Genomic DNA, 25,900 nt, shown 5'->3' with positions numbered 1-25,900 from the left:
TTTAGCGATATTTCAGCTTGTCGAGTTCGGTCGGACCGCCGTCTTCCCAGTGCACGATGTGATGGGCGTGCAATCCACGGGTGGATCCGCAGCCCGGGACCACGCAGCACCGGTCGCGGTGTTCGAGTGCCCGGCGGAGGCGGCGGCTGATGGTGCGGGTGCTGCGGCCTGCGCCGATCACCTGGCCGCGGCGTTCGAACCAGGCCTCACAGGTGGCATCGCACAGTAGGTAGCGTCGTTCGTCGTCGGTGAGCAGCGGCCCCAGATGCATTGCGGCGACGGGTTTGTCACCGTCTTTGTCCAGCTCGACATGTACGGCCACGGCGGTGTGCTGTCCGTGCGGGCGGCGTGCCGTCTCGACGTCCCAGCCGGCCTCGACCAGGCTCATGAACGCATCCACCAGGTTGGGAAACGGCGGTGCCTGATCCGACGCCGGTTCACCGTCGGTTTCGTGGTCGCGTTTCCAGTCGGCGATCACCGCATCGTGGTGCGACTGCAGGGCGGTGTCGAATTTCGCCGCGTCCAACCGCGGCAACCGGATTCGCCAGGTGGTGTACTCGTCCTCCACGTTCTTGGTGATCGAACGCTCCGGTTCGGGCCGGGTTTCGGGTGCGGGGCGTGGTTCCAGCTTGACCGCAGTACGCAACTGGCGGACGGTGGCGACGGCGGCCAACTCGGCGTAGTGCTCATCGGAGCCGTCGGCGGCTTTTTCGGCGATCACCCCGACCTGATCCAGGGACAGCCGGCCTTCGCGCATCCCCTGCGCGCAGCGGGGGAATTCTTCGAGTCGACGTGCGACGGCCACGACGGTTTCGGCGTTGCGTGGAGCGATGCCGGTTTTCCAGGCCACCACCGCTTGGATGGAGCGGGCACCTGTGGCGCCGCACAGTCCGTCGCGATCCATCTCGGTGACGATCTCCACGATGCGTGCATCGATCGCGTTGCGTTGGCCGGTCAGCTCGGCGATCTCGTCGAACAACGTCTCCAGCCGCTGCACTGGGCTCACCCCACCCGTGAAAGAAGCTGCGCCCGAAGACATGACACCATCAAAGCAGAGAGGTACGACAAGTTCGGGTTGTGCAACATGGTGGCCTTAGGCTGATGGTCATGGATGCCGAAGACGCCGAGGGCGCTGAAGCGCCGGAACGCCGGCTGGTGATCAGGGTCAATTCGAACGCCAAGATGTCGCGCGGCAAGGCCGCGGCGCACGCGGTACATGCCGCGCTCAAGCTCTACGGCATCGAATACGAGCACCCGGTCATCGTGATCGGCGGCAAGCCCGACGAGATCCTCGCGCAGACCGTGCATGTCCGCGACGCCGGCCGCACCGAGCTGGAGCCCGGCACATTGACCGCGGGGGCGAGCTGGGAGTACAAGGAGCGCACCGACTCCGGCGTGTCCGAATAGTCCTATCCCGTTGCCGCGGTGTGTTCTTCATGCGGCCGAAGCGGAGCCAGACCCAGATGCTCGCGCAGCGTGGTCCCTTCGTAGTCGGTGCGGAACACCCCGCGCTCTTGCAGCAGCGGTACCACGCGATCGACGAACGGGTCGAGCCCGCCGGGCGTGACGTGGGGGACCAGGATGAATCCGTCGCTGGCGTCGGATTGGACGAGATGGTCGATGGATTCGGCGATCGTGGCGGCGGAGCCGACGAAGTTCTGCCGACCGGTGACCTCGATGATGAGTTCGCGGGTGGTCAGGTTTTCCGCCTCGGCCTTGGCCCGCCACTCGTTGGCCACGGCGATCGGGTCTCGGTGGATCCGCACGCTGGCCCGGCCTTTGGCGATGGTGTTCTCCCCGACCAGCGGGTCGACGGTGGGCAACGGCCCGTCCGGATCGTGATCGGTTAGGTCACGGTTCCATAGTTGTTCGAGAAACTTGATCGCAGTGGCGGGGGAGACCTGGGCCAGCCGCACCTCGTGGGCCAACTCGGCAGCGTCGTCGTCGGTGTCCCCGAGAACGAAGGTGGCCGCCGGCAGGATCAGCAACTCGTCGTGACGGCGGCCGTATTTGGCCAGGCGGCCCTTGACGTCGGCATAGAACTTCTGGCCGTCCTCCAGCGTCCCGTATCGGGAGAAGATGGCATCGGCAGCTGCAGCGGCGAACTCGCGCCCGCGGTCGGAGTCTCCGGCCTGGAAAATCACCGGGCGGCCCTGGGGGCTGCGCGGGACGTTGAACCGACCGTTGATGTCGAAATGATCGTTGTGGTAGCAGAACTCGCCGGCAGTGGGATCGGACAGGAACACGCCCGCCTTTTTGTCTGCGACGATCTCGTCGCCCCGCCACGAGTCGAACAGGGTGTGGGCGGCGGCCAGGAAGCTCTCTGCCCGCTCGTAGCGCTGGTTCTCCGGCAGGAAGCCGCCGCGACGGAAGTTCTGCCCGGTGAAGGCGTCCCACGAGGTGACGACGTTCCAGGCGGCGCGGCCATCGGACAGATGATCCAATGAGGCGAATTGCCGTGCCACCTCATAGGGTTCGTTGAAGGTGGAGTTGATCGTGCCGGTGAGGCCGAGCCGCTCGGTCACCGCGGCCAGCGCCGCGAGCACGGTGAAGGTGTCCGGACGTCCCACCACGTCGAGGTCGTAGATGTGGCCGCCCTGTTCGCGTAACCGCAGTCCCTCGGCCAGAAACATGAAGTCGAACTTGCCGCGCTCAGCAGTCTGTGCGAACCGGACGAACGAGTCGAACTCGATGTGGCTGCCCGATTCGGGGTCGCTCCACACCGTGGTGTTGTTCACCCCGGGGAAGTGCGCGGCCAGATGAATCTGCTTGACGGGCTTGCTCATGGGCGTGTCCTGTCGATGTCAGACGGTCGTGTAGCGGTTGGCGGGCCGGGCCAGACCCAGCAGGCCACGCAGGGTGGCGGCCTCATAGGAATCGCGGAACAGGCCGCGGTGCTGCAAGTCTGGGACCAGCACGTCGGTGATCTGCTGCAGATCGTGCGGTAGGGAAGCCGGCCGCAACCGGAAGCCGGTGGCGCCGGCAGTGTGCCAGGCCTGCAACAGGTCGGCCAACTGTCCTGCGGTGCCGACGAAAACCTCAGCATCACTGCGGTATTCGGTACCGGCCAGTTCGTCGAGGCGGTCTTTCCGAGCGCGTGCCGCGCCGATGGTGTCGTCGAGGAACACCACCAGGTCGGCGAAAACGCGTACCGCGGCGGCATCGGTGGGCCGGAGCGCGCCAATCGTGTCGACCAGGGCGGTGACCTCGTCGGGGCTGTGCGGGGTGAAGAAGCCGACGTCGGTGCTACCCGCGATGAGCTGGTAGGCGGGGTCGACGTGGCCGAGTGCGGCCACGATGGGTTGGCCCTGCGGCGGCCGCGGGGTGATCGACGGTCCTTTGACCGAGAACGACGCGCCCTCGAAATCGATGTAGTGCAGCTTGTTTCGGTCGATGAACCGTCCGGTGGCCACGTCGCGGATCTCGGCGTCGTCCTCCCAGCTGTCCCACAACCGGCGCAGCACTTCCACGTAATCGGCGGCCTCGCTGAACAATTCGGCGGTGAGTGCGGCTCGGTCCTGCGGCAGTTCGCGTCGGCCGAAGTGGGCCGCGGCATCCCGACGGGACGTCACCTGGATCCGGACCCCGGCCCGGCCGGTGCTCACGTAGTCGAGGGTGGCGATGGCCTTGGAGGCATGGAACGGCTCGGTGTGGGTGGTGATGACGGTGGGAACCAGGCCGATGTGGCGGGTACGGGGTGCGACACGGGAGGCGATCAGCACCGCGTCGAGGCGCCCGCGCAGCCGATCGGTGCGGTCATCGGGACGGAACGGGTGGTCGGACTGCAAGGTCAGCCCGTCTTCGACGGTGACGAAATCCAGCAGGCCGCGTTCGGCTTGGCCGACCAGGTCGGTCCAGTACCGCGGGGAGAGGGTTTCGGCGGGGCGGGCAGACGGCTCGCGCCAGGAAGCCGGGTGCCAGCCGGTGCCATCGAGTGCGACGGCGAGGTGCAGTGGGGTGCCCATCGACGGTTCTCACTTTCAGTCGCGGTCTCTGGCGACAACGCGAGCTCACACCCGGGTAATCCCGGGCGAGAGCCGCTGCGAGTGTCCACCCCAGTCTGACCTGCCTGAAGAGATCCACGCATGGTGATGCGAAAGGCGCCCGGGCGTCAGGTCTCGGCGTACTTGGGAACCCAGGCGGTCCTGCGCGGGATCCACCGTGGCACGTTGCGCCGGAACTCGTCGTACTCGGTGCCGAATCGTCGGCGCAGATGAGGTTCCTCGAAGACCGGGATCGCGATCAAGGTCAGCGTGCAGAACAGCGCGAACCAGCCGAACAGCCAGGGTGAAGCCATGGCGACCGCGGTCCCGAGCTGGATGCAGAAGACGGCGGTCATCATCGGGTTGCGCACGTGCCGGTAGGGCCCCTCCACCACCAGGTTGACCGGGGAGCCGATGGCCAGTGCGCCCTTGCCGATGCGGTCGAACAGGATCACTGTCCACACCAGGAACCACAGCCCGAACGCGATCAACGCTGCGCCGGCGATGGCGAGCAGCGCACCCGAAACCGTGGTCAGATCGGGGGCTTTCGCGCCGGTAGACCAGATGATCAGCGCCGGAATGAAGATCGTCATCGTTGCCGGTGCGATCAGCACCGAGATGGTGTGTCGCCACCAGAGTCGTCGTTGCGTCATGTCGAACTCCTTTCTTCAACCACTGTTGAAGAAAACACTACGCCCCGACTTCCGCATAGGTCAACGGTTGTTGAACTAAACTTCGGCCCATGTCGGAGACCGGACGTAGTGGTCGGTGGCGCACGGGTCAGCAGAACAAGCAGCGGATCGTCGACGCCGCGCGCGAGCACTTCATGCGTGACGGCTACGAGCGGGCGACCGTGCGAGGTATCGCCGCCGACGCCGGCGTCGACGTTGCGATGGTCTACTACCACTTCGGCAACAAGGAGGGTCTGTTCAACGCTGCGGTGCTCGATACCCCGCAGCATCCCCTGCATCAATTGGCGCTGTTGCTCGACGAGGGCGGCCACGACATCGGCGCCCGGCTGGTCCGCGACGTCATCGCGCGATGGGACCAGGGAGCATCGTTCGATCCACTGCTCACCGTGTTCCGCTCAGCAGCGGTGCAACCGTTGGCGCGCAAGCTGTTACATGATTCGCTTGCCGGCCCGGTCGCCGCCCGCATCGCCACCGAATTCGGTGTTGACGACGCCGAACTGAGGGTCGAGTTGGTGACCGTGCATCTGGTCGGTCTGGCGTTCGCGAGGTATCAGCTCAAGATCGAGCCGATGGCGTCGGCGAGTGTCGATGATCTGGTGGCCTGGATCGGTCCGACTGTGCAGCGGTACCTGACGGATCCGAATCCGTAGGGGCGCATAGCCGTCCGCGCAGCACCGCTACGAACGGGCGCGGATCCGCCCGGCCATCGCGCCGGAATGGCATCGAGTCCCGGGACGCAGTGATCCATTCGGCACGTGACATGCTCTCGAGATGCAATCGTCGCCCGGCGCGGCCGGCGAGCAGGTGCAGCAGCAGGGTTCCGGTGCGTCCGTTGCCCTCGCGAAAGGGATGGATCTGGTTGTAGTCGGCATAGATTCGGGCCAGCCGGTAGGACAGTGTGCCGTCGTCGATCTCGTGACCTTCCTCGGACAGCCGGCCGATCTCGACGTGCAGTGCCTCCAAGGCGTGGGGAACGCGGGCACACGGCCCGAACGCGCTGTCGCCCTTGCGTAGTTCGACGATACGGGGCTCGCCTGCCCACGCGTAGACGTCGCCGAACACGTGCTGATGCAGCGACCGGACGTTCAGATCCGCGTCCCGGTGGCGCAGGTGGACCTGCAGGATTCGGCCTGCGGTCGCCACGAACTCCAGCTGCGCCAGCGTGCCGGCATCCTGCACACCGAAGTTGTTGCGCAGCACCGATGTACCTGGGATGAAATATGGACGACGGCGGGCGAACACCCGGCGCCGCGGTGGTGGGGTGGGAGAGGGAAGATGCGGCCCGAGGTATTCCCCGTACGTCGCTGCGCCGGTGAGCAATGCGGTCAGGGAGTCGATCTGTTCGGCAGTCGGCTGCCAGCCCTCGAGCCGTTCGGCGGCGACGGTCTGGGCCAGGGCATGATGCCCGGCCTCACCGGGGTCGGTCACCATGTGGAGAAGGTCGAGGTTGATGCCAGATAGTCGAGTTTGCGCCGTACGCCGCTGAGTTCACGGCCGATGCTGCGCAGCGCCGTGCGGTCCTGCGGGGAGAGGTTCGACAGTTCGACGTGTTCATCGGCGGGAGCCTCGGAGTTGGCATCCCAGCGGGCGGCTCGCACCCGCCAACGGATGCTGGATCCGATGGCGTGGCATTTCGCGAGCACTCGGGCGTCGTCGGGATCGAGGTAGCGGGTGCCGGCGGCCGCGCCGATCCGCTCTGCGGTGGGCAGCGCGTCGGACCCACAACTGAGCGCGGCCCAGCGGGCGATCCGAACCACCGGGTCGACAGCGGCGTGCTTGATGTCGATGCGGGCATCGCCGGAAGTGAGGGCCCGCAACCGGGAGGGGATGTAGGCACGCGGGTAGGTCGCGTCCTGCAGTATGGCAACCAATGCCCGCGGCTGGGCCCGCACGGCGATACCGGCCTGGTCGCGCAGGTCGGGCCCGTCACCGAGGGCCCGGGCGTCGGCCAGCAACCCGACCATCACCACACCCCGATCACTCGTGGGGTCCGCCGCCCACCGGCCGATGCCGGCGGCCCATTCTTGGGCCGTCCGGTTGAAGCGCACGCGCGAGGCCACCGCGCCGTTGTCGTCGGCCCGGAAACCGCAGCAGGCCAGCAGTTCGTGGGCGTGTGCTGCCTGGGCCAGGGCTGACTCCAATGTGATGTCATCGCCGCGCACCGCCACCGTTTCCAGGTCAGATCCCGGTAGCGCGTCGCCTCGGCCGACGCTGCCCGAGGCGTACCAGCGGATGCCGGGCGCCACCAGGCGCGCTGCGGTCGACAAAGCGGCGCGGGCGACCGCCGACCATGCTTGCGCCAACGATGCGGCCCCGGGGCGGGAGTCGATCACCGTGCGTACCGCGTCGTGGGCGGCGGCGGCCGCGGTCACCAGATCGCTCTCGCCGCCTGCCGATGCAATGCGCCCGCAGGCGGCGTCCAAAGCAGCCACAGCCATGTCGGCGATTGTGACAGCAGATGAGTGTGGTGAGGATTCGGCAACCCAATGCTTACCGCCGGCTACACGAACGAAACATGCGGGTGACAGCTCGGACATGCCGAGAGGCTTATCTATCAAGTGACAGTTAAGGAGCTGGCGGCATCGCCCCGAGCCTGAGAGAAACGCCTATGACCAGCAGCGCTACCGAGAGCCAGCGAGATGTGGCCGACCGTTTCGGCGACCACGACGACCTGGCGGAGTTCGGCTATGACCAGCAGTTGCACCGTCGGCTCGGCAAGTTCGAATCGTTCGCCGCCGGCTTCTCGTTCGTGTCGATTCTGACCACGATCTTCCAGTTGTTCGGCCTTGGGTTCGGCTTCGGTGGCCCCGCCTTCTTCTGGACCTGGCCCGCGGTGTTCCTCGGCCAGTTCTTGGTGGCGCTGTGTTTCGCCGAACTGGCTGCGCGCTATCCGATCTCGGGGGCCATCTATCAATGGTCCCGCCGGATGGGCGGTGAGGTGGTCGGCTGGTTCGGCGGCTGGTTCATGATCTTGGCCCAGATCGTCACCGCCTCGGCCGCGGCGATCGCTCTGCAGGTAGTCCTGCCGTCGATCTGGTCCGGGTTCCAGATCATCGGCGAAGATCCGGCTCTGACCTCGCCGAGTGGGGCGGCCAACGCGGTACTGCTCGGCACTGTCCTGCTGGTGCTCACCACCACTATCAATTGCCTTGGCGTCAAATGGATGTCACGGGTCAACAGTGCGGGCGTGATCTGTGAGATCGTCGGTGTCATCGCCGTCATCGGCGTCTTCTTCACCCATGCCCAGCGCGGGCCGCAGGTGGTGTTCGACACCGGCCACGCCGGAGGTCAGCCGGGGTACGTCTGGGCCTGGATCATGTCCGGCCTCATGGCTGCTTACGTCATGGTCGGATTCGGCTCGGCCGGTGAGCTCGCCGAGGAGACCCGCAATCCGCGTCGCGTCGCACCCCGCACCATTCGCCTGGCGCTCTCGGTCTCCGCACTCGGCGGCGGCCTGATGATCCTGGGCGCGCTGATGGCAGCCCCGAGCCTGACCGACGGGCGCCTGGCCACCGAGGGCCTGCCTTACGTGCTCGACACCGTCCTGTCCTCACCGTGGGGCACGGTGCTGCTGATCGACGTCGCCATCGCGATCACCATCTGCACCTTGGCCATTCAGACCGCGGCGTCCCGGCTGATGTTCTCGATGGCCCGCGACGGGCGGCTGCCGGCCTCGTCGGTCCTGTCGCGGGTCAACAGCCACACCGGCACTCCGATCTGGCCGTCGGTGCTCATCGGCCTGCTGTGCATCGGGGTGCTGCTGGTCAACGTCGGCAACTCGGCTATCTTCGCCACCCTGGCCAGCGTGTGCATCATCCTGATCTATCTGGCCTACCTTCTGGTCACCGCACCGCTGCTGTACCGCCGGCTCAAAGGTTGGCCCACCCAACGCAATCAGGTCGACGCCGAAGGCCTGCCGCTGTTCTCGCTCGGCAAGTTCGGCATCGCGGTGAACATCCTGGCCGTGCTCTACGGCGCGGTGATGATCGTCAACCTGGGCTGGCCGCGGGCCGAAATCTTCAACCCCACCGGGGATATTCCGATCCTGCAGTGGGCCGGACCGCTCAGCATCGCGGCTGCGGTTGTGCTCGGCGCCCTGTGCTTCCCGCGCGGCAAGACCCACCCCAACCCCGTCACGATCGGAGCGTGAGTATGACCACCGCGACCACCGCGACCACCGCCGGCGCCCGCGACCATGCCCGGGCCCAGGCCGGCACCATCACCGACTCGATGCCCGTCGTGCCGGCTTCGAAGTGGCCCACACCCCCGCAGGGCGTGGCATCCGAGCAATTGACCTGGGCCGAAACGGTTCCCGGTGGCCGATACACCAGCAAGGTGCTGGCCCGCGGCACCACGCTGCGCCTGCGGGACCTGGACGGGACCGCCTGCGCCCACCTGTTGCTGTGGCGCGCTGATGCCCCCTGGGAGCGGCTCAACGTCGCCGACACCGTGAAAGTCCCGTGGCAGGCCTATCTTTCGACCGGCCACCCCTTGCTCAGTGACCAGGGCCGGGTGCTGGCCACCGTGGTGTCGGACAGCTCCGGTCATCATGACGCCCTGTGTGGTACCACCACACTTGCCGGCAATGCGGCCAAATATGGTGCCGGCGAGGTGGAATCGCCCAGCCCAGCAGGCCGGGAACTGCTTGCGCTCGCCGCCTTGAAGCACGGGCTCAGCCGTCGCGACGTGGCACCGAGCCTGTCGTTCTTCCATGGTGTGCGTGTCGAAGCCGACGGCACCTTGGTATCCACCGGATCGGCCGGTGCCGGCACCACGATCGAACTGGTCACCCATCTGCCGCTGATCGTGGCGATTGCCAACACCGCCCACCCACTCGACCCGGCACCACAGTTCACCGTCGGCTCGCTTGAGGTGTTGGCCTGGTCGGCACCCGACGACCTGGCCGAGATCGGCGCCACGCTCGGCGAGCGGGATCCCGAATATCAACGTGCCTACCTGAATTCCGAAGACGTCTGGAGTGCCCGATGACCATCACCGCCACCCACACCGTTGTCGATGAAATCGTGGCGCCCCGCGCCCCGTGGTCGAAGATCGTGCGCGCCGGGGACGTCCTGACCATCGTCGACCTGCACGGAAACCAGGCAGTGGACACCCTGTTCTATGGGGCGCACGACCACACCGTGCGCTACAGCGCGCCGGCGACGATCGCGGCACAGGGCAGCATCTTCCTGACCACCGGATCGGTACTGCGCGACAGCGACGGCGCGCCGATGCTGACCATCGTCGACGACGAGGTCGGCAACCACGACACCCTCGGCGGGGCGTGCTCGCAGGAATCGAACACGCTGCGCTACGGCCACCACACCAAACACCAGCACGCCTGCGTGGAGAACTTCATCGGCGAGGGTGCCCGATGGGGGCTGACCAAGGCCGACATCGTCAGCAACATCAACTTTTTCATGAACGTCCCGGTGGACCCCGACGGCTCGCTCGGCATCGTCGACGGCCTGTCCGCTCCGGGCAAGACCGTCTCGCTGCGTGCCGAGATCGACACTCTGGTACTGGTGTCGAACTGCCCGCAGATCAACAATCCCTGCAACGGGTTTGACCCGACCGCCGTGCGCATGATCGTGACCCGCCCATGACCAGCTTGGAAATCGTTCGGCCCGGCATGGCCACCACGATTCAGGACTGGCCCGGACGGACCGGGTACTGGCAGATCGGGGTGCCGCCGTCGGGGCCGATGGACGACGTCTCCTTCCGGCTGGCCAACCTCGCGGTCGGCAATCCGGAGGGCGCGCCCGGGCTTGAGGCCACTATGGGCGGTCCCGCGCTGCGGTTCGACACCGACACCTGGGTATGCGTCACCGGTGCGCCCGCGCCGGTGGCCGTCGACGGCACGCGGGTCCCGCAGTGGGTACCGATCCTGGTGGAGGCCGGCCAGCTTCTTGACGTCGGGATGATCGATGGCCCAGGACTTCGGATGTACATCGCGATGGCAGGCGGCCTGCAAGCCGATGAATACCTGGGCAGTGCCTCGACATTCACCCTCGGCCGGTTCGGCGGCCACGAGGGCCGCGCGCTGGCAGTGGGGGACAAGCTGGAAATCTCCGACACGGCAGTGACGGCCCGTCGGCGCATCCTGTTCGAGGAGCAGCCGGCGATCGGAAATCACTGGTATATCGCGGTGACGGTGGGCCCGCACTCCGCGCCGGAGTTCTTTACGCGCAACGACATCGACACGCTGCTCAACCACGACTACGAGGTGCACTTCAACTCCGACCGCACCGGTGTGCGATTGATCGGGCCGAAGCCGGAATGGGCCCGGCCCGACGGCGGCGAAGCCGGCTTGCACCCGTCGAACATCCACGACAACGCTTATTCAGTCGGTTCGCTCGACTTCACCGGCGATACCCCGATCCTGCTCGGCCCGGACGGTCCGAGTCTTGGCGGATTCGTCTGCCCGCTCACTGTTACCGCTGCCGACCGCTGGAAACTGGGGCAGCTTGCTCCCGGTGCCACGATCCGGTTCGTCCCGGTGAAGGCCTCGGCAGCACCCGCCCCGGCCACCGTCGGCCCGGCGCGCCGCGCCGCCATCCCAGCGGTGTTCTCCTCCGGTGGCGACGAGGACGACGGAATCATTGCCGGCACAACCTCTTCGGATGGCACCACCACGGTCACGTACCGCCGGATCGGTGACGACAACGTTCTGGTCGAGTACGGGGACATGCGGTTGGACCTGGCGTTGCGAGCCCGCGCCCACGCACTGCACCATGCCCTGGAACAGCACCGGCCGGACGGGTTGATCGACCTCACGCCGGGGATCCGTTCACTGCAGGTCAAGGTAGACCCGGACCGGCTCCCGCAGTCGAGGCTGGTACCGCTGCTGGCCGAACTCGAAGCCTCGCTGCCCGCCGCTCAGGACCTCGTGGTGCCCAGTCGCACCGTGCGGTTGCCGCTGAGTTGGGACGACCCCTCGACCCGGGAGGCCATCGAACGCTACATGCACGGCGTGCGCGCCGACGCCCCGTGGTGCCCGTGGAACATCGAGTTCATCCGGCGGATGAACGGCCTCACCTCGGTCGAAGACGTACACCGAATCGTCTATGACGCCGAGTATCTGGTGCTCGGTCTCGGCGATGTGTATCTGGGGGCTCCGGTTGCCACACCGCTGGATCCGCGGCACCGTCTCGTTACCACGAAATACAACCCGGCGCGCACCTGGACGCCGGAGAATGCGGTCGGTATCGGCGGGGCTTACCTGTGCATCTACGGCATGGAGGGGCCGGGCGGATATCAGTTCGTGGGCCGCACCACACAGATCTGGAATCACCGTCACCCTCTGGTGGCCCAGGGATTCGACCCCGAACATCCGTGGCTGTTGCGGTTTTTCGACCGGATCCAGTGGTACCCGGTATCCGCCGATGAGCTGCTGGACCTGCGGGCCGATATGGCCTCCGGGCGTGGCCGCGTCGATATTTCGGACGGAACGTTCTCACTGGCCGAACATGAGCGGTTCCTGGCCGACAACGCCGACGACATCGCAGCGACGCGCGTCGCAATGGAAGCCGCGCGCGCCGAGGAACGCGAGCGTTGGGCTGCGGCAGGGGAATTCGTCAGGAAAGAGTCCGCATGAACAAGATCGCCGAGATCTACCGCAAGATCGCCGAATCCGGACGCGACGAGGTGTTCATCCACCTGCGTTCGCGGGCGGAGGTGGAAGACGACTACCGGACGGCGCTCGCCGGTGACGGTCCGTTGGCCGGGCTGGTGCTGGCGGTCAAGGACAACGTCGACGTCGCCGGGATACCGACCACTGCAGCGTGCCCAGAGTTCAGTTATATTCCCGATGCCGACGCACCGGCGGTGTCCGCTCTCAAGGCCGCCGGTGCCGTCGTCATCGGAAAGACCAACCTCGACCAGTTCGCCACCGGCCTGGTGGGCGTGCGCAGTCCCTATGGTGCGGTGCGGGATTCCCGTCGGCCGGACCACATCTCCGGGGGCTCGAGTTCGGGTTCCGCGGTGGCGGTGGCGCTCGGCTTCGCCGATATCGCGATCGGCACCGACACCGCCGGGTCGGGACGCGTTCCGGCCGGGTTGCAGGGCATCGTCGGAATCAAACCGACCATCGGCCTGGTCTCCACCGAGGGCGTGGTGCCGGCGTGTGCCAGCTACGACTGTGTGACGATCTTCGCCGCTGACCTGTCCACCGCTCAGTCAGCGATGGCCGTGATGAGTGCCGGTGCACCACAGCGGAACTGGCCGGCCGACGTGGATCTTGCCGCGCCGCCAACACCCAGGATCGCGGTGCCGGACACGTTGCAGGGCCTCGATGACGACTGGCGGGCTGCGTTCGACGCCGCCGTACGCCAGGCGAAAGCCGCCGGATTCGACATGGTCCCCATCGCCATGGACGACTTCTTCGCCGCGGCCGACCTGCTCTACAACGGTGCGCTGGTCGCCGAAAGATGGGATGCGGTAGGCGAGTTCGTCAGCGCAGCCGGACCTGACACCAAGCTGGATCCAACTGTGGCAGCCATCGTCGCTGCGGCCGGAGCGTATTCGGCGACCGACCTGCTGCGTGACCGGCGGCGGGTCGAGGAACTCAGCAGAACGGCACTGGCCCAACTGGCCGGGTGTCACGCACTCATGGTGCCGACAGCTCCCGAGCATCCGCGCATCGACGACGTCGCGGCCTCCCCGGTCGCCGTGAACTCCCGGATGGGGCGGTACACCAACTTCTGCAACCTGTTCGACATGTGTGCGATCGCGGTGCCCGCGGGCACCGTATCCGACGGTGCGCAGTTCGGAATCACCTTGCTGGCTCCGGGGTTCCACGACGGAGTCATCGCCGATCTGGCGGCCCGGTTCCTCGACGTCCCGTCCGCCGAAAGCTGGGCTGAGTCAGGTGGTGCGCCGGTGACCGAGCTGGCGGTGTTCGGTGCCCATCTGCGCGGACAACCGTTGGAGCATCAGCTCACCGGCCGGGGTGCCCGGTGGGCCGGGCCGATCACCACCGCACCGCACTATCGCTTGTATGCCCTCGACACGGTTCCGCCCAAGCCGGGCCTGACCCGCGTCGACACGGGTGGGGCACCCATCGTCGGTGAGCGGTGGCTGTTGTCACCGGCGGCGCTGGGAGAGTTCCTGGCCGAGTTACCGGTGCCGATGATGCTCGGGAAGGTCGAACTCGACGATGGCCGCTGGATCACCGGTTTCGGTTGTGACCACACCGCTCCCGCACAAGGTCGGGACATCACCGAGTACGGGGGTTGGTTGGCTGCGATGGCGTGAGCGTAGCGACAGCCTGATTCATCCGCCAGGCACGATCAACGACACCATGGTCTCCAATTGCCGTGCCATCTGCCGGTAGCTCATCGCACCGGTTTGTGCCTGCAGTAACGCACCCCAGAACACCGCCTCCAGCGTGGCGAGTACCTCCGGCCACGCTCCACCGCCCAGCGCCGCAGAAATGCGGCGGTTGACCTCGGCGGCGATCCGTGAACGGACGTCGTCGACCATGTCGTCGTCGGTACTCACCAATGCCTGGGTGCAGGCGCGGGCCAAGCGAGGCTCGTCGGCCATCAACAGCGTGAGTGCGGTGAGCTGCTGGGTTACCCGGCCGGTGGCGGGGGTCGCGGGGTCGATTTCCAGCGGCAGCTGAATCACCCGATCGAGGTACAGCTCGGCGAACACCACCTCGATGGACCGGAAATGGGCGTAGACCGCGGCCGGCGCCATCTTCGCCCGCGCTGCCAGCGCCGGCACCGAGATGACGTCAGAAGAGTTGAGAAGTTGCGTCGCCGCACCGAAGACCCGCCGCTGTGTGCGGATCCGCTGACCCTGTGCGTCGTGGAGGCGGGTGACCGTAGCCACCGCTGGCCTGGACATGTGTCCAAGATATAGACCGGCGCCTCGATTGGCAATCGTTTGATGAAACAGCCTGTATGCGCCCATTTTGGCTGCTTCTACCGGGGCGGTTGGAGTGTCGGTGCGTGCGCGCGCGCGTCCATCGAGTCGATAAATCGGACATGTGTCCAGTAGGATCTGCTCCAGATTTGAAAGGGGAGGTCCGATGGCTTACGTGATCACGCAGAATTGCTGCAAGGACGCCAGCTGTGTTCCGGTGTGCCCGGTGGACTGCATCCGTCCGGCCGAAGGCGGGCTGGATTCCGCGTCGGCCGAGATGCTCTACATCGATCCGGAATCGTGCATCGACTGCGGAGCCTGTTTCGAGGAGTGCCCGGTCGGCGCGATCCACTACGAGGAGGACCTGCCCGGCGAACTGCAGCGGTTCAAGGAGCTCAACGCCGCCTATTTCGAGCGCCATCCGCTGGAGCCGGCGTCGGTGCCGGCGGCCCCCTCCCGCGCGCGCGTCGAGGCGGGATCGCTGCGGGTGGCCATCGTCGGATCCGGGCCGGCGGCTTGTTATGCCGCCGCCGAGCTGATCGACGTCGACGGTGTGGAGATCAACCTGTTCGAGCGCCTGCCCACGCCGTTCGGATTGATTCGGGCCGGCGTGGCGCCCGATCACCAGCACACCAAGTCGGTGGTCGACATCTTCGAGCGGGCGTTCACCAATCCGCGCTTCGCCAGCCATTTCAACGTCGAGGTCGGCCGCACCATCAACCACGACGAGCTACTGGCCCATCATCACGCCGTGATCTACGCGGTGGGTGCGGCCACCAGCCGGCGCCTGGGGATCGACGGCGAGGACCTCATGGGACATCACGCCGCAGCCGAGTTCGTCGGGTGGTACAACGGTCACCCCGACTACGCCGCGCACCAGTTCGATCTGTCGAGCGAACGGGCGGTCATCGTCGGCAACGGCAACGTCGCTCTCGATGTCGCCCGGGTGCTGTTGATGGACCGGAACGCGTTGGCCGCCACCGATATCGCCCAGCACACCCTGGATGCGTTGGCCGACAGCGCAATCCGCGAGGTGGTGATCTTGGCCCGTCGAGACCTCGGGCATGCGGCGTTCTCCGCGGGGGAGTTCCTGGCCCTGGGGAACCTCGATGGCATCGACGTGATTGTCGACCCCGCGGATCTTCCCGCTGACGACGAACACGATGACGTCGAGACCTCGTTCAAGCTCGCGATCGCGCGTGAGTACGCCCAGCGCAGTCCTACTCCCGGGAACAAGCGGGTGGTGTTCCGCTTCGGCGCCACCCCGGTCGCGATCCTCGGTACCGGCCGGGCAGAAGGGCTGGAGGTAAGCACCGAGCGTGGCACCGAGGTGATCGAGACGCCACTGATCCTGCGGTCGATCGGCTATCGCGGCCTGCCGGTTGCCGGGTTGCCCTACGACGAGGACTCGGGGACCGTGCCCAACGAATCCGGTCGCGTCGTCGACGGCGCGCCGGTGCCCGGCACCTACGTGACCGGGTGGATCAAACGCGGACCTCGCGGAGTCATCGGCACCAACCGGCTGTGCGCCGAGCAGACCGTGGCCCAGCTGTGGGCCGACTTCGACGCGGGTCTGCTGACCCGTGACGTCGAGGGCCGGGAATCGCTCGACGCGTTGCTGGCCAGTCGGGGAGCCGAGCCGGTCGGCTGGCCGGGTTGGCGCGCGATCGACGCCGCCGAACGCGACCGCGGTGCGCAGCAGGACCGGCCCCGGGTGAAATTCGTGTCGATCGAGGAGATGCTCAGCGCGGGCCTGCGCGGCTGACTTCCGTTTCGATCTCCGGATCGGGATCCCGGGGCGGGCGGGTCGCCAGGACCGACCCGGCCAGGATCAGCGCCAGCCCGGCGACGTTGTACACCGTCAGAGGTTCGCCGAGCACGACGACGCCGGCGGCCAGCGCGACGGCCGGGTTGATGTAGGTGAAGATCAGCGCCCGCGCGCCCCCGACTTCGCGGATCAGCGCGAAGAACACCACGAATGCCAGCGCGGTGCAGATCACGGCGAGTGCGGCCAGCGCCATCAGCACCCGCCGCGACGGCATCTGGTCCGGCCAGGTCAACAGCGCCGGGGTGGTGTAGATCAGGGCCGCGAGCGTCAGGCATGCCGCGGTCAGCGGAAGGGTAGGCACCTCACCCAGATACCGTGCCGCGATCAGCGGGGCGATCGCGTAACAGGTTGCCACCAACAGAACTTCGGCGATGGGCCAGCCGTGTCCGCCGGCCAGACCCGGGCCGGCGAGTACGGCCACACCGGCCAGCCCCACCCCAAGCCCGGTGATTCGCTTGGCGCTCAACCGTTCTCCACCGGTGAGCCGGTCGAGAACGGCGGCGATGATCGGGGCGGTCGCGATCAGCAGACCGGTGAGCGAGCTGCTCAGGTGCCGTTCGGCATCGGTGAGCAGGAACCGCGCCGCGATGATCTCGAAGAACGCGAACGCCAGCACGGGCCGCCAATGCCGCAGCACCGGCGCCCAGGCGGCGCGTGACATCACCAGCGGCAGCAGCACGGCTGCGCCGACCGCGGTGCGGGCAAGGACCAGCACGGGCACCGAGACGCCTTCGACGGCGATCTTGATCAACAGGTACGGGATGCCCCAGATGAGGCTCATGGCGCCCAACAGCAGCCAACCCCGCACGCTCACCCGACCCAGCCTACGGGCCCTGATCTCACGGTGCTGCTCGCGTTCGCGAAGCCTGCGGCTGAATCCAGGGACAAGACCGGTCGGCTGGTCCTGTCCCTGGATTCAGTTTCGATGTGGCGGCTGTTTCAGCCCCGGGTCAGCTCCGCGTAGCGGCTGACGTGGTAATCGGTTGAGCCGAACTCGTACTGGACGGCGGTGAGACGCTTGAAGTAGTGGCCGATCGCCAGCTCCTCGGTCATACCCATGCCGCCGTGCAGCTGTACGGCGTTCTGCCCGACAAAGCGCGCGGCGCGCCCGATGGTGGCCTTGGCCGCCGACACCGCCCTGGCGCGCTGTGCGGGTTCGGCATCGAGGTTCAGCACGGCGAGATAGACCGCCGCTGAGGCCTGTTCGACCTCCATGTGCATGTCGACCATACGGTGCTGCAATGCCTGGAAGCTGCCGATGGGCAGGCCGAACTGCTGGCGCTGTTTGCAGTACTCGACCGTGTCGGCCAGCACCTTGCGCATGCCGCCCACCGCCTCGGCGCACACCGCCGCCGCTCCCTCGTCGCGGGCCAGTTCCAGCGACGGCCAGGCCTGTCCCTCGGCTCCCAGCAACGCCGAGGCCGGCAGGCGGACATCGGAGAACGTCAGGTCCGAGGCCCGTCGGTCATCTACCGTGCGGTACGGGTGTGTGGTGAATCCCGTTGACAACGACGCGATATCGACCACGAACAGGGAGATCCCGTCGGTGTCGTCACGTTCCCCCGAGGTACGTGCGGTCACCAGCAGGTGCGTGGCCAGCGGTGCGTTGACGGCCATCACCTTGGTGCCGTTGAGTACCCACTCCTCGCCGTCGCGGCGGGCGGTGGTGGACACATCGCGCCAGTTGTCGCCGGAGGTGGGCTCGGTCGCCGCCAGGGCGGCGATGGACGAGCCCGCCACGATGTCCTCCAACAGGGCCGCGGCGCTCTCGTCGCCCGACCGGTGCAGCAGGCCGCCGGCCACCACCACGGTGTCCACGAACGGTTCGATCACCAGGGCGTGGCCCAAAGCCTCTGCGATGACCATGGTTTCGACCGGGCCGCCACCGATACCGCCGGCCTCCTCGGGCAGGGTGGCGCCGAGGATGCCGAGTTCGTCGGCGAAGCCGCGCCAGATCTTGGGCTGCCAGCCCGGTCCGGTCTTGGCCGCGGCACGGCTGGAGGCCAGGTCGTAGCGACTGGCCAGGAACTTGGTCAGCCCGTCGCGCAGCAGTTCCTGTTCGTTGGTCAGGTTGAAGTCCATCTAGAGCCCCAGTTCTGCCTTGGCGAGGATGTTTCGTTGAATTTCGTTGCTGCCCGCGTAGATCGAGCCGGCCCGGTCGTTGAAGTACCGCAGTGGTGCCACCGCCTGCCACGGAGCGCCGCTGTGATACCCGTCGGCGGGCGGTTCGTAGTCGGCCACCGGACCGCCCGGGAAGGTGGCGTGCGGCTGGTAGGCCCGGGCGAGCGGACCTGCGGCCTCCATCGAGAGTTCGGTGAGTGTTTGGCTCAGTTCGGTGCTCAAGACCTTGAGCATCGACGATGCCGTGCCCGGATGGCCGCCCTCGGCCACGGCGGCCAGCACCTGGTATTCGAGGATCTCCAGGACGTCGGTGCGCAGGCGGGCATCGGCGAGCCTACGGCTGAAGCCGGGGTCATCGATCAGCTTCCCGCCCGACGGTCCTGGCATTTGCGCTGCGGCCGTGGCGATTTCCTCACCCAAGACTTGCAACGCCGGCGCGTTGGCGCCGCCGCCGCGCTCGAATTCCAGCAGGTACTTGGCGACGGTCCAGCCGTCGTCGATCGCGCCGATCACGTTGGATTTCGGGACCCGGACCTCATCGAAGAAGACCTGATTCTGTACCTCTTCACCGGAAGTCATCACCAGCGGGCGGATTTCGATGCCGGGGGAGGTCATGTCGATCAGAACGAACGTGATGCCCTGCTGCTTCTTGGCGCCGCGGGTAGTGCGGACCAGCGCGAACATCCAGTTGGCTTCCTGGGCGTGCGTGGTCCAGATCTTGCTGCCGGTGCAGACGAGGTCGTCTCCGTCGGAGACCGCCGACATCGACAGCGCGGCGAGGTCCGAGCCGGCCTCGGGCTCGGAGTAACCCTGGCAGAAGAACACCTCGCCGGTCAGGATGCCGGGCAGGAAGTAGTCCTTCTGGGCCTGGGTGCCGAATTTGATGATCGCGTGCGCGACCATGCGGATGCCCATCGGCGACAGCGACGGGGCACCGGCCAGCGTCGACTCGCGGCTGAAGATGTAGTGCTGGGTCAGGCTCCAGTCGCAGCCGCCGTGTTCCACCGGCCACGCGGGTGCGGCCCAGCCACGTGCGTGGAGGATCTTCTGCCAGGCCATGCTGGCCTCGTGATCGGCATACACGCTGGTCATCAACTGGCCCGCCCGCCGAAGTTCGGGACTCAGATTCTTGGCGAGAAACTCGCGCACCTCATCGCGGAATTCCTGGTCGCTCGTCGACCACTTCAGGTCCATGCCCGCCCCTTCTGCTGGTGTCGTTCACAGAGTAAACCTAGTTAGTCAAGTGGCGTAGGCCACCCCCGCGTTGTCAGTCGAACCGACGAAGCGGCGTCGGTGCGGCGCGTTGCTGGACGCTGGTGGCACCCGGTCGGCGCCGCGGGCGATAATCGGACTCGTGGAGCGTCGCCAGGGTGGTCAGGACCCCCAATCTCCGATGACACTGCTGCAGAACATTCCTGCGCTGGTGGTGCTGGAGCGGTTCCCGGTGCCGGTGTTGGCCATCGCCGAGGACGGAACGATCCTCTTCGCCAACACTGCTTTCGGTGAGATGGTCGGCCGCGACACCGAAGCGGTCAAGCGCATGCAGTTTGCTGAGGTCTTCCACTCGCTGCCCACCGACGGATCGGCTGTCTCGGTGATGCGGGCCAATGCCGGCCTGCTGGTCGACCTCGTCCACGACGACGGCTCGATCGTGCGGGCGCGGATGAGCAAGTCGGCACTACTGCGTGGCGACGATCCGGTGGCGCTGGCGACGTTCCAGGACCTCACCGAACGGTTGTGGGCCGAGGAGCTGTAGGGCTAGCCGGCGGCCTGCGCACGGCGCAGCGATTCGCGAGCCAGAAACTCACGGAAGTAGTCCAGTGATTCCCGGCTGACGATGGAGGGAAGCAGCAGATCCCACGTGTGGGCTAACCGTTCGCGCAAGTCGATGCCGGTGGCGTTGGCGCGGGAGAGGGCCTCTGCGCCCAGCATCGACCCCAGGATCACTTCGGCGGCGCCGGCAACGTCGAGATCGTCCCGTAGGTCGCCCTCGTTGGCTGCCTGGTCCAACTGCGTGCGGAGCTCATCGAGCCAGCTCGTATACACCCGGGTGGCGGCGGGATTGATACCGCTGAACGTACGGAGCAACTGCATGCCGATCTGTGCCACCCGGTCCGAGCGGGCGAAGTCGGCCACGACGAACAATCCGTGGATGGTGTTTTCCAAAGCCGGCGAAGAGGATTCGGCGATGGCGCGGAAGGTGGCCAGCATTGCGGAGCCGCCGTCGCTGATGATCGCTTCGGCCAGAGATTCTTTCGAGTCGAAGTGGTAGTACAGCGCGCCCTTGGTCATCTCGGCCCGCGCGATGATGTCGCCGAGTCCGGTCGCCGGATAGCCCTGCTCACTGAAAAGGTCGACGGCGGCGGTGATGATCTTCTGCCGGGTCAGTTCGGATCGGGCCTGGCGTGCCATGTCAGCCTCGCCCGAGGGTTGCGTTCACCGCATCGTCCGCGGGGTTGGGGTGCAAGGAGACAACCTTCTTGACGCCCACCGCGGTGCGTCGTCGGATGAACTGTTTGAGGTAGGGGAGCCGTTGCGGCTCGACGAATCCGGGCAGCGCCAGTCGCCAGCTGTGCTCGAGATCGGTGAGGAACCGCGGGGGATCGTCGAGGTCGCTCGTCTGGCGTACCCCCAGGTAGATCGAAACCAGCAACCGGGCGATGGCCTCGGGGTCCGAGTCGGCGGTGAAATCGCCCTCACCGATGGCACGTTTGGCGATGCCGGCGAATCCTTGCACCCATTCGTCGAGCACCCGTGGTCCGAGGTCGTCGGTCCGGCCGATGGATTCGACCAGGTTGAGGCAGGCCCGGGCCATCGGGTCGCCGATGTCCTCGGCGGCCACCAGGCATGAGAGGTCGATCAACGTCTCTGCTCCGGACAGATTGCGGGCCAGGACCTCCTCGACCGACTTGTTGGCGCGGGCGGTGCGGTGCTCGACGATCGACACCGCGAGCGCGTGCTTGGACCGGAAGTGGAAGTACAACGCACCCTTCGTGACGGTCGCATCGGCGAGGATGTCATCGAGGCTGACCAGGCTGTATGGCGTGTGCGCGAACTGGCGGGCCGCCGCCTGCAGAATCTGGAGACGCGTCAGCTCTGCTCGCCGGTCGAGCTGCTCAGTCACCTCGGGGCCTTTCTGACTCTGATCGGCCGGCGGCCATGTATCTGATCTCGCCGTCGTCACCAGCAGACTCAAAGTCTTCGCCGTACGTGCATAACATTCTAAAGGTATGTATCGTGCTTAGCGTGATAACTCTTGGTTCGTCGCGGGTGACCCACCCGGCGGTGGCGCACGCCACCGCGGCGGGCACAGTGGCGAGCGCCACCATTTGGCGGTCGGCGGTAGCCAAGGGCTATCCTGGAAGCGTTGTCATGGCCTGCACCGGCAATCCCCCTCGAATCCCGGTGCGGGCCATGACGACCCCAATTTTCCATGTCTCTCAATGTGATTCGATCTTGATGACGCATCCCACCGTTCGGTCGGAGTGTCACTAGCCGATGTGGGATGACGAAGTCGACGTCGTTTGCTGTGGCTCCGGCTTCGGGGCGTTGGCCGCGGCTGTTGCGGCGGCAGATGCCGGGCTCGACGTGCGTATCGTCCGCCCCGAGAGCGCGAACACCGGCTCGGTGGCGCCCGAACTCGGGGCACCGTGGCTGGGTGCCGGGATCGACGATCCCGAGACCCGCGAGTACCTCGACGCCTTGTCGGCGGACCTGCCGCCGGCCGCAGACGCCGAATACGACACCGCTGTAACGGTTCGGCCGGTCAGCGACTGGACCCCGGTATCCGGGCGCGGGCGGATCGCGCCGTTCTACGGTGCCCGGCTGCAGGACTGGGCGCGGCATTGCCTGACATCGCCCTACGGCGTGCTCTACACCCGGTTGGCGGATCGGGGTACGACCTCGATGAAGACCCGCGCCGGCGAAGAGATCCAGGTCAAGCTGCTCGGGTCCGTGGATGTCGAGCGCGGATCCGAGGCTGCGTCAGTTGTCGGTGACTGGCTTTCGGCGCAGATCTTCGACAAGCAGATCGACGACGACACCGGCGTGCTGCAGCGCCTCGTGTTCGAGGAGGGCGAGGTTCTCGGGGCGGTGATCGACACCGCCGATGGTCCGCTGGCGCTGCGCGTCCGTCACGGTGTGGCGTTGTCGACTGATCCCCGCGGTGCCGTCGCGGTCGCGGCATCCGATCCACTCATCGAGCCGGGCAAGCCCCTACAGCTGGCCCTGGTCGGCTACAGCGCCAGCAGGTTCGGTCGCGTCGAGCTCCTGGACCACCAGCCCGCCGACGCCGCGCGATCGGCATACTGCCGGTCCGGGGGAATGCACGACCCGGCCCGCGAGCCGGGTCGTTCACGCGCGCGGCGCGGCTGAGAAATGCACGGGCACCCGCCCTTTGGCCAATAGAGTGGCCATCTCGTGGCCGAGGATCGGCTTGGACAGCAAGAAGCCCTGCGCGCGGTAGCAGCCGTGCCGCAACAGCGTCAGTGCGGCCCGCTCCGTCTCCACGCCTTCGGCCACGAGCTGTAAGCCGAACGCACCGGCCAGCGCGATCACCGCGCGCACGATCGGCAGGTCGCCCGGATCTGATCCGAGTCCGGCGACGAAACTTCGGTCGATCTTGAGGGTGTCCACCGGAAGTGACTTCAACAACGACAGCGCACTGTAGCCGGTGCCGAAGTCGTCGATGGCAACCTGCACGCCGACCTGGTGCAGTCCGGTCAGTGTCGACCGGGTGGTTTCGATGTCCTGTACGACGATGCTCTCGGTGATCTCCAGGCACACCGATCCGCGGGGCAGGCGGAACTCCTTCATGATGCCGGCCACCGACGCCACGAATCCGTCGGTCACCAACTGCACCGGCGACACATTTATCCGCAGCACGATATTGCGGCCGACGCCCTCGGACCGCCACCGGGCGAACTCGGCGCACGCGTTCCGCAACACCCAGCGGCCCAACTCGCCTGCCAGGTTGATGGATTCGGCCACTCCGATGAACGAGTCGGGGGAAAGCAGGCCGCGTGTCGGATGTTGCCAGCGCACCAGCGCCTCGGCCGCCAGCACTTCACCGGTCCGCATGTCGATCTCGGGTAGGTAGTGCAGCACCAGCGCGCCGCTCTCGATCACGCTCTGCAGGTGCAACTCGATGTCGTTACGGAAGTCGATCTCCATCGCCATCGCGTCGGAGAACACCGCGACCCGGTTGCCCCCGGAGCTCTTCGCGGTCAGCACGGCGTGATCGGCCCGGTTGAGCAGATCGGAGGTGGAGTCGCGGCCCGGAATGCCTTCGGCCAGACCGATACTGACCGTACGGGTGAGCATCTCGCCATCGATGGTCACCCGTTCGCGCAGTACCGACTGGAGACGGTAGGCCAATGCGGTGGCCGCGTCGGCCGTCATCGGCGCCGCGGGCACGACGACGAACTCGTCACCGCCCAGTCTGGCGATGAGCTTGGGGGAGTCGTCGCCGCGCTGCAACCGGTCGGCCAAGATGCTGATGAAGGCATCACCGGCGGTATGGCCCAGATAGTCGTTGATCGCCTTGAGCCGGTCCAGATCGAAGAACATCACCACAACCGGGCCGGGCTGCCCCGGAGCCAGCCGGGCCTCCAGGTGCGCCATCAGCGCCCTTCGGTTGTGCAGCCCGGTGAGGTGGTCGTGATCGGCCAGGTACCGCAACCTGTCCTCGGCTTCGATGCGGGCCTGCACCTGAGCGAACAAGGAAGCAATCGCCTTGAGTGCGTTGAGCTCTGCGGGTAGCCACTCGCGGTCGCCGAACTTGACGAACCCCAGGACACCGGTGGTGACGTCGCCCGACAGCAGCGGCACACAGGCCATCGACGTGCTCGGCACGTGCCGGCCCGCCTCGATCGTGCGCTGGTAGTCATCGGTGGCCGGCTCCGGACGGAACACCGCCGGCTCCTTGAGGTGCTCGGCCATCGCGAACACTGGATCGGCGTCGGCGAAGTGGATGACCGCGATCGGGTCGGTCGGAGCTTCCGGCGGACGCGGCGGCCACTCGGCAACCAACCGGGTGGCATGGGCCTCGTGGTCGTTGTGCCGCAAGAAGCTCACGTCGACGTCGAAGAACGAAACCAGCTCGGCGAGCACCTGCTGGCTCACCGCGACCGAAGTCGCGGCGTCCACCGCCATCAGTTGCGTGGCAACCGATGTGACGAGCAGCTCGAGACTGCCTGGCACCAGATACCTCCGCCTATCCCTCAGCACGTGCCTCAGCCGTACCGCAGCGTCGACCCGTCCGGGCTCGGCGCCTGCTGCGTACGGTCGGACGCGGCGCGTAGGACAACCTCAGCACCAGCGCTTGTGATTCGTCGCGCTCGGTGCCGGTCGACCTGCGAAAAGCGTACTGCAGTTCGCGCGGCTCGTCGGCACGGCGGGGTGACAGTTCGTTTCGCCCCGGGTGGTAGGCCCAACGCGTCGGTTCGTCGAAGGCGGCTCGATATCGATCAGGGTCGTTGAGATCGCTCAACTCCGAATTCATGTCGTCTCTGTGCGGTTGTCGCGGCTCATCGTCCCGCCGCGGCGGACGTAAGGGCGTCCATGTCGGTTGCTCCCGTGCGTGGAGTGATTCGCTGGGCTTCGGTGAAGTAACGTGCCAGCTGCCCAGCATCGGCGTGATTGGCGAATGTGCGGCTATCCCACCACATCATCTTGGTCTGGTATCGCTCATCCGGATATGGAGTTGCCGGGATTTTGGATGCCAGCACTCCGCCCGATGACAGCCAGCGTTTCAGGACGTATGCCGCTGCCGTGGCCATTGCGAACTGAATGTTAAGCATTGTCATGGAATGCAGCGGCATACGCGCCAGCGTATCGGTGAGTGCCCGGCTCTGATCGGGGTCGTCGCACACCCAGGCGGTCTTCATCTCGACCACTCCGAACGGCAGGCGGTCGGCGATCATCTTGCGGACCGAATCCAGCCCTGGCTGCCCGCTCCATTCGACGACGGCGTGGCTTTCGTCGACGCTACGGTAGGGCCCTTTGGCCCGAAGCCCGCCGACAATGCGGCCGGCGGTGTTGATGCCGACGCAAAACAGCGCTGTATCATCGCCCGTCTCTAGGGCTTTCGCGTCCAGCGCCACTTCGACACCGTGTTTGCGGTAATTGGCTTGCGCCCCGCGGACATATTCGTTCCACAGTTCACGCTCCGCGCCGGGTCGGGCCACGACGATCGTGCACTCGCTGTCGGGGTCCCACCAGCTTGGGCTTTCGTCCAGTGCGACGGAGGTGCGGCCTGCGGCTTCGAGTTGGGGAGCGGTCATCTGGAATCCATTTCGTCGGTCAGCCACACCTTCCGACTGGAGTGGCTGAATTGGTGCGCATCACGCGTTGTGCGAATACGTGTGATGAGTATCGCGCCGCTTACCCGTGAAATTCCAGCGAGC

23 protein-coding genes and 1 pseudogene are annotated in these 25,900 nt (G+C 66.6%); 10 read left to right on the top strand and 14 right to left on the bottom strand.

The features are described from left to right. Nucleotides 1–13: 13 nt before the first annotated feature. Nucleotides 14–1,039: pseudogene (locus tag K6L26_RS21910) on the bottom strand (HNH endonuclease signature motif containing protein); the annotation flags it as partial. Between the two features lie 68 nt (nucleotides 1,040–1,107). Here K6L26_RS21910 and K6L26_RS21905 point away from each other — a divergent pair. Next, nucleotides 1,108–1,407 (top strand): hypothetical protein, encoded by a 300-nt coding sequence (locus K6L26_RS21905; RefSeq protein ID WP_064899860.1) that lies wholly within the window; start codon nucleotides 1,108–1,110, stop codon nucleotides 1,405–1,407. 2 nt (nucleotides 1,408–1,409) lie between these two features. Here K6L26_RS21905 and K6L26_RS21900 read toward each other — a convergent pair whose 3' ends face one another. From K6L26_RS21900 to K6L26_RS21890, 3 genes are all read right to left on the bottom strand, one after another. Next, nucleotides 1,410–2,786 (bottom strand): NtaA/DmoA family FMN-dependent monooxygenase, encoded by a 1,377-nt coding sequence (locus K6L26_RS21900; RefSeq protein WP_064899862.1) that lies wholly within the window; start codon nucleotides 2,784–2,786, stop codon nucleotides 1,410–1,412. 18 nt (nucleotides 2,787–2,804) lie between these two features. Next, nucleotides 2,805–3,965 carry an LLM class flavin-dependent oxidoreductase gene (locus K6L26_RS21895; protein ID WP_064899864.1) on the bottom strand — a complete coding sequence of 387 codons (1,161 nt, stop codon included), beginning with the start codon at nucleotides 3,963–3,965 and terminating at the stop codon, nucleotides 2,805–2,807. 146 nt (nucleotides 3,966–4,111) lie between these two features. Continuing rightward, entirely contained in the window at nucleotides 4,112–4,636 is a 525-nt protein-coding gene (locus K6L26_RS21890; protein ID WP_064899866.1) for a methyltransferase family protein, read from the bottom strand. An 89-nt stretch (nucleotides 4,637–4,725) separates the two neighbouring features. On the opposite strand from K6L26_RS21890, the gene K6L26_RS21885 reads away from it, so the two are divergent. Continuing rightward, nucleotides 4,726–5,325 (top strand): TetR/AcrR family transcriptional regulator, encoded by a 600-nt coding sequence (locus tag K6L26_RS21885; protein ID WP_019343232.1) that lies wholly within the window; start codon nucleotides 4,726–4,728, stop codon nucleotides 5,323–5,325. Here the strand turns inward: K6L26_RS21885 and K6L26_RS21880 are convergent. Continuing rightward, nucleotides 5,231–6,106: a Fic/DOC family protein gene (locus K6L26_RS21880; protein WP_064917727.1), complete on the bottom strand. Its 876-nt coding sequence runs from the start codon at nucleotides 6,104–6,106 to the stop codon at nucleotides 5,231–5,233. The genes K6L26_RS21885 and K6L26_RS21880 overlap by 95 nt on opposite strands. After that, nucleotides 6,100–7,113 carry a putative nucleotidyltransferase substrate binding domain-containing protein gene (locus K6L26_RS21875; RefSeq protein WP_081281543.1) on the bottom strand — a complete coding sequence of 338 codons (1,014 nt, stop codon included), beginning with the start codon at nucleotides 7,111–7,113 and terminating at the stop codon, nucleotides 6,100–6,102. The genes K6L26_RS21880 and K6L26_RS21875 overlap by 7 nt, the downstream gene beginning before the upstream one ends. A 170-nt stretch (nucleotides 7,114–7,283) precedes the next feature. On the opposite strand from K6L26_RS21875, the gene K6L26_RS21870 reads away from it, so the two are divergent. The 5 genes from K6L26_RS21870 to atzF are packed head-to-tail and all read left to right on the top strand — an operon-like array spanning nucleotide 7,284 to nucleotide 13,930. Next, nucleotides 7,284–8,825 (top strand): amino acid permease, encoded by a 1,542-nt coding sequence (locus K6L26_RS21870; RefSeq protein ID WP_064899870.1) that lies wholly within the window; start codon nucleotides 7,284–7,286, stop codon nucleotides 8,823–8,825. A gap of 2 nt (nucleotides 8,826–8,827) precedes the next feature. Continuing rightward, entirely contained in the window at nucleotides 8,828–9,664 is an 837-nt protein-coding gene (locus tag K6L26_RS21865; protein ID WP_064899872.1) for an urea amidolyase associated protein UAAP1, read from the top strand. Next, the gene (locus tag K6L26_RS21860) at nucleotides 9,661–10,281 is read left to right on the top strand and encodes an urea amidolyase associated protein UAAP2 (RefSeq protein ID WP_064899874.1); all 621 of its coding nucleotides are present in this window, start codon (nucleotides 9,661–9,663) and stop codon (nucleotides 10,279–10,281) included. The genes K6L26_RS21865 and K6L26_RS21860 overlap by 4 nt, the downstream gene beginning before the upstream one ends. Next, nucleotides 10,278–12,272 carry a 5-oxoprolinase/urea amidolyase family protein gene (locus K6L26_RS21855; RefSeq protein WP_064899876.1) on the top strand — a complete coding sequence of 665 codons (1,995 nt, stop codon included), beginning with the start codon at nucleotides 10,278–10,280 and terminating at the stop codon, nucleotides 12,270–12,272. The genes K6L26_RS21860 and K6L26_RS21855 overlap by 4 nt, the downstream gene beginning before the upstream one ends. Beyond that, complete coding sequence (atzF, locus tag K6L26_RS21850) at nucleotides 12,269–13,930, top strand: allophanate hydrolase (protein ID WP_064899878.1); 1,662 nt, start codon at nucleotides 12,269–12,271, stop codon at nucleotides 13,928–13,930. Before K6L26_RS21855 ends, atzF begins: the two co-directional genes overlap by 4 nt. An 18-nt stretch (nucleotides 13,931–13,948) precedes the next feature. On the opposite strand, the gene K6L26_RS21845 is transcribed toward atzF, so the two are convergent. After that, nucleotides 13,949–14,527: a TetR family transcriptional regulator gene (locus tag K6L26_RS21845; RefSeq protein ID WP_043367670.1), complete on the bottom strand. Its 579-nt coding sequence runs from the start codon at nucleotides 14,525–14,527 to the stop codon at nucleotides 13,949–13,951. 184 nt (nucleotides 14,528–14,711) lie between these two features. On the opposite strand from K6L26_RS21845, the gene K6L26_RS21840 reads away from it, so the two are divergent. Next, entirely contained in the window at nucleotides 14,712–16,310 is a 1,599-nt protein-coding gene (locus K6L26_RS21840; protein ID WP_019343222.1) for an FAD-dependent oxidoreductase, read from the top strand. Here K6L26_RS21840 and K6L26_RS21835 read toward each other — a convergent pair. The 3 genes from K6L26_RS21835 to K6L26_RS21825 all read right to left on the bottom strand — a co-directional run bounded on the left by K6L26_RS21835 (nucleotide 16,288) and on the right by K6L26_RS21825 (nucleotide 19,688). Then, the gene (locus tag K6L26_RS21835) at nucleotides 16,288–17,187 is read right to left on the bottom strand and encodes a DMT family transporter (RefSeq protein WP_221851514.1); all 900 of its coding nucleotides are present in this window, start codon (nucleotides 17,185–17,187) and stop codon (nucleotides 16,288–16,290) included. The genes K6L26_RS21840 and K6L26_RS21835 overlap by 23 nt on opposite strands. 125 nt (nucleotides 17,188–17,312) lie before the next feature. Beyond that, nucleotides 17,313–18,455 (bottom strand): acyl-CoA dehydrogenase family protein, encoded by a 1,143-nt coding sequence (locus K6L26_RS21830; protein ID WP_221851512.1) that lies wholly within the window; start codon nucleotides 18,453–18,455, stop codon nucleotides 17,313–17,315. Beyond that, nucleotides 18,456–19,688, bottom strand: coding sequence for an acyl-CoA dehydrogenase family protein (locus K6L26_RS21825; protein WP_221851510.1), 1,233 nt, complete (start codon nucleotides 19,686–19,688; stop codon nucleotides 18,456–18,458). It abuts the gene before it with no gap. A 199-nt stretch (nucleotides 19,689–19,887) separates the two neighbouring features. On the opposite strand from K6L26_RS21825, the gene K6L26_RS21820 reads away from it, so the two are divergent. Next, nucleotides 19,888–20,250 carry a PAS domain S-box protein gene (locus K6L26_RS21820; RefSeq protein ID WP_019343218.1) on the top strand — a complete coding sequence of 121 codons (363 nt, stop codon included), beginning with the start codon at nucleotides 19,888–19,890 and terminating at the stop codon, nucleotides 20,248–20,250. Between the two features lie 2 nt (nucleotides 20,251–20,252). Here K6L26_RS21820 and K6L26_RS21815 read toward each other — a convergent pair whose 3' ends face one another. Both K6L26_RS21815 and K6L26_RS21810 read right to left on the bottom strand, forming a co-directional pair. Next, the gene (locus K6L26_RS21815) at nucleotides 20,253–20,906 is read right to left on the bottom strand and encodes a ScbR family autoregulator-binding transcription factor (RefSeq protein WP_221851508.1); all 654 of its coding nucleotides are present in this window, start codon (nucleotides 20,904–20,906) and stop codon (nucleotides 20,253–20,255) included. A 1-nt stretch (nucleotide 20,907) separates the two neighbouring features. Further along, nucleotides 20,908–21,618, bottom strand: a complete 711-nt coding sequence (locus K6L26_RS21810) for a TetR family transcriptional regulator (protein ID WP_019343216.1) — start codon at nucleotides 21,616–21,618, stop codon at nucleotides 20,908–20,910. Between the two features lie 374 nt (nucleotides 21,619–21,992). Here K6L26_RS21810 and K6L26_RS21805 point away from each other — a divergent pair, with 374 nt between their 5' ends. Next, nucleotides 21,993–22,868 (top strand): FAD-binding protein, encoded by an 876-nt coding sequence (locus K6L26_RS21805; RefSeq protein WP_221851506.1) that lies wholly within the window; start codon nucleotides 21,993–21,995, stop codon nucleotides 22,866–22,868. Here K6L26_RS21805 and K6L26_RS21800 read toward each other — a convergent pair. Continuing rightward, nucleotides 22,848–24,647 carry a putative bifunctional diguanylate cyclase/phosphodiesterase gene (locus tag K6L26_RS21800; RefSeq protein WP_435405373.1) on the bottom strand — a complete coding sequence of 600 codons (1,800 nt, stop codon included), beginning with the start codon at nucleotides 24,645–24,647 and terminating at the stop codon, nucleotides 22,848–22,850. The two genes, K6L26_RS21805 and K6L26_RS21800, sit on opposite strands and share 21 nt — an antisense overlap. A 374-nt stretch (nucleotides 24,648–25,021) precedes the next feature. Then, nucleotides 25,022–25,777, bottom strand: a complete 756-nt coding sequence (locus K6L26_RS21795) for a hypothetical protein (RefSeq protein WP_019348456.1) — start codon at nucleotides 25,775–25,777, stop codon at nucleotides 25,022–25,024. Between the last annotated feature and the right edge of the window lie 123 nt (nucleotides 25,778–25,900).

Origin of the sequence: Mycobacterium farcinogenes, assembly GCF_019739075.1 — a bacterium.
In the GTDB taxonomy this organism is placed as follows: domain Bacteria; phylum Actinomycetota; class Actinomycetes; order Mycobacteriales; family Mycobacteriaceae; genus Mycobacterium; species Mycobacterium senegalense.
The sequence above is the reverse complement of the archived record's forward strand: the minus strand, read 5'-3'. Positions and strand labels throughout refer to the sequence as shown.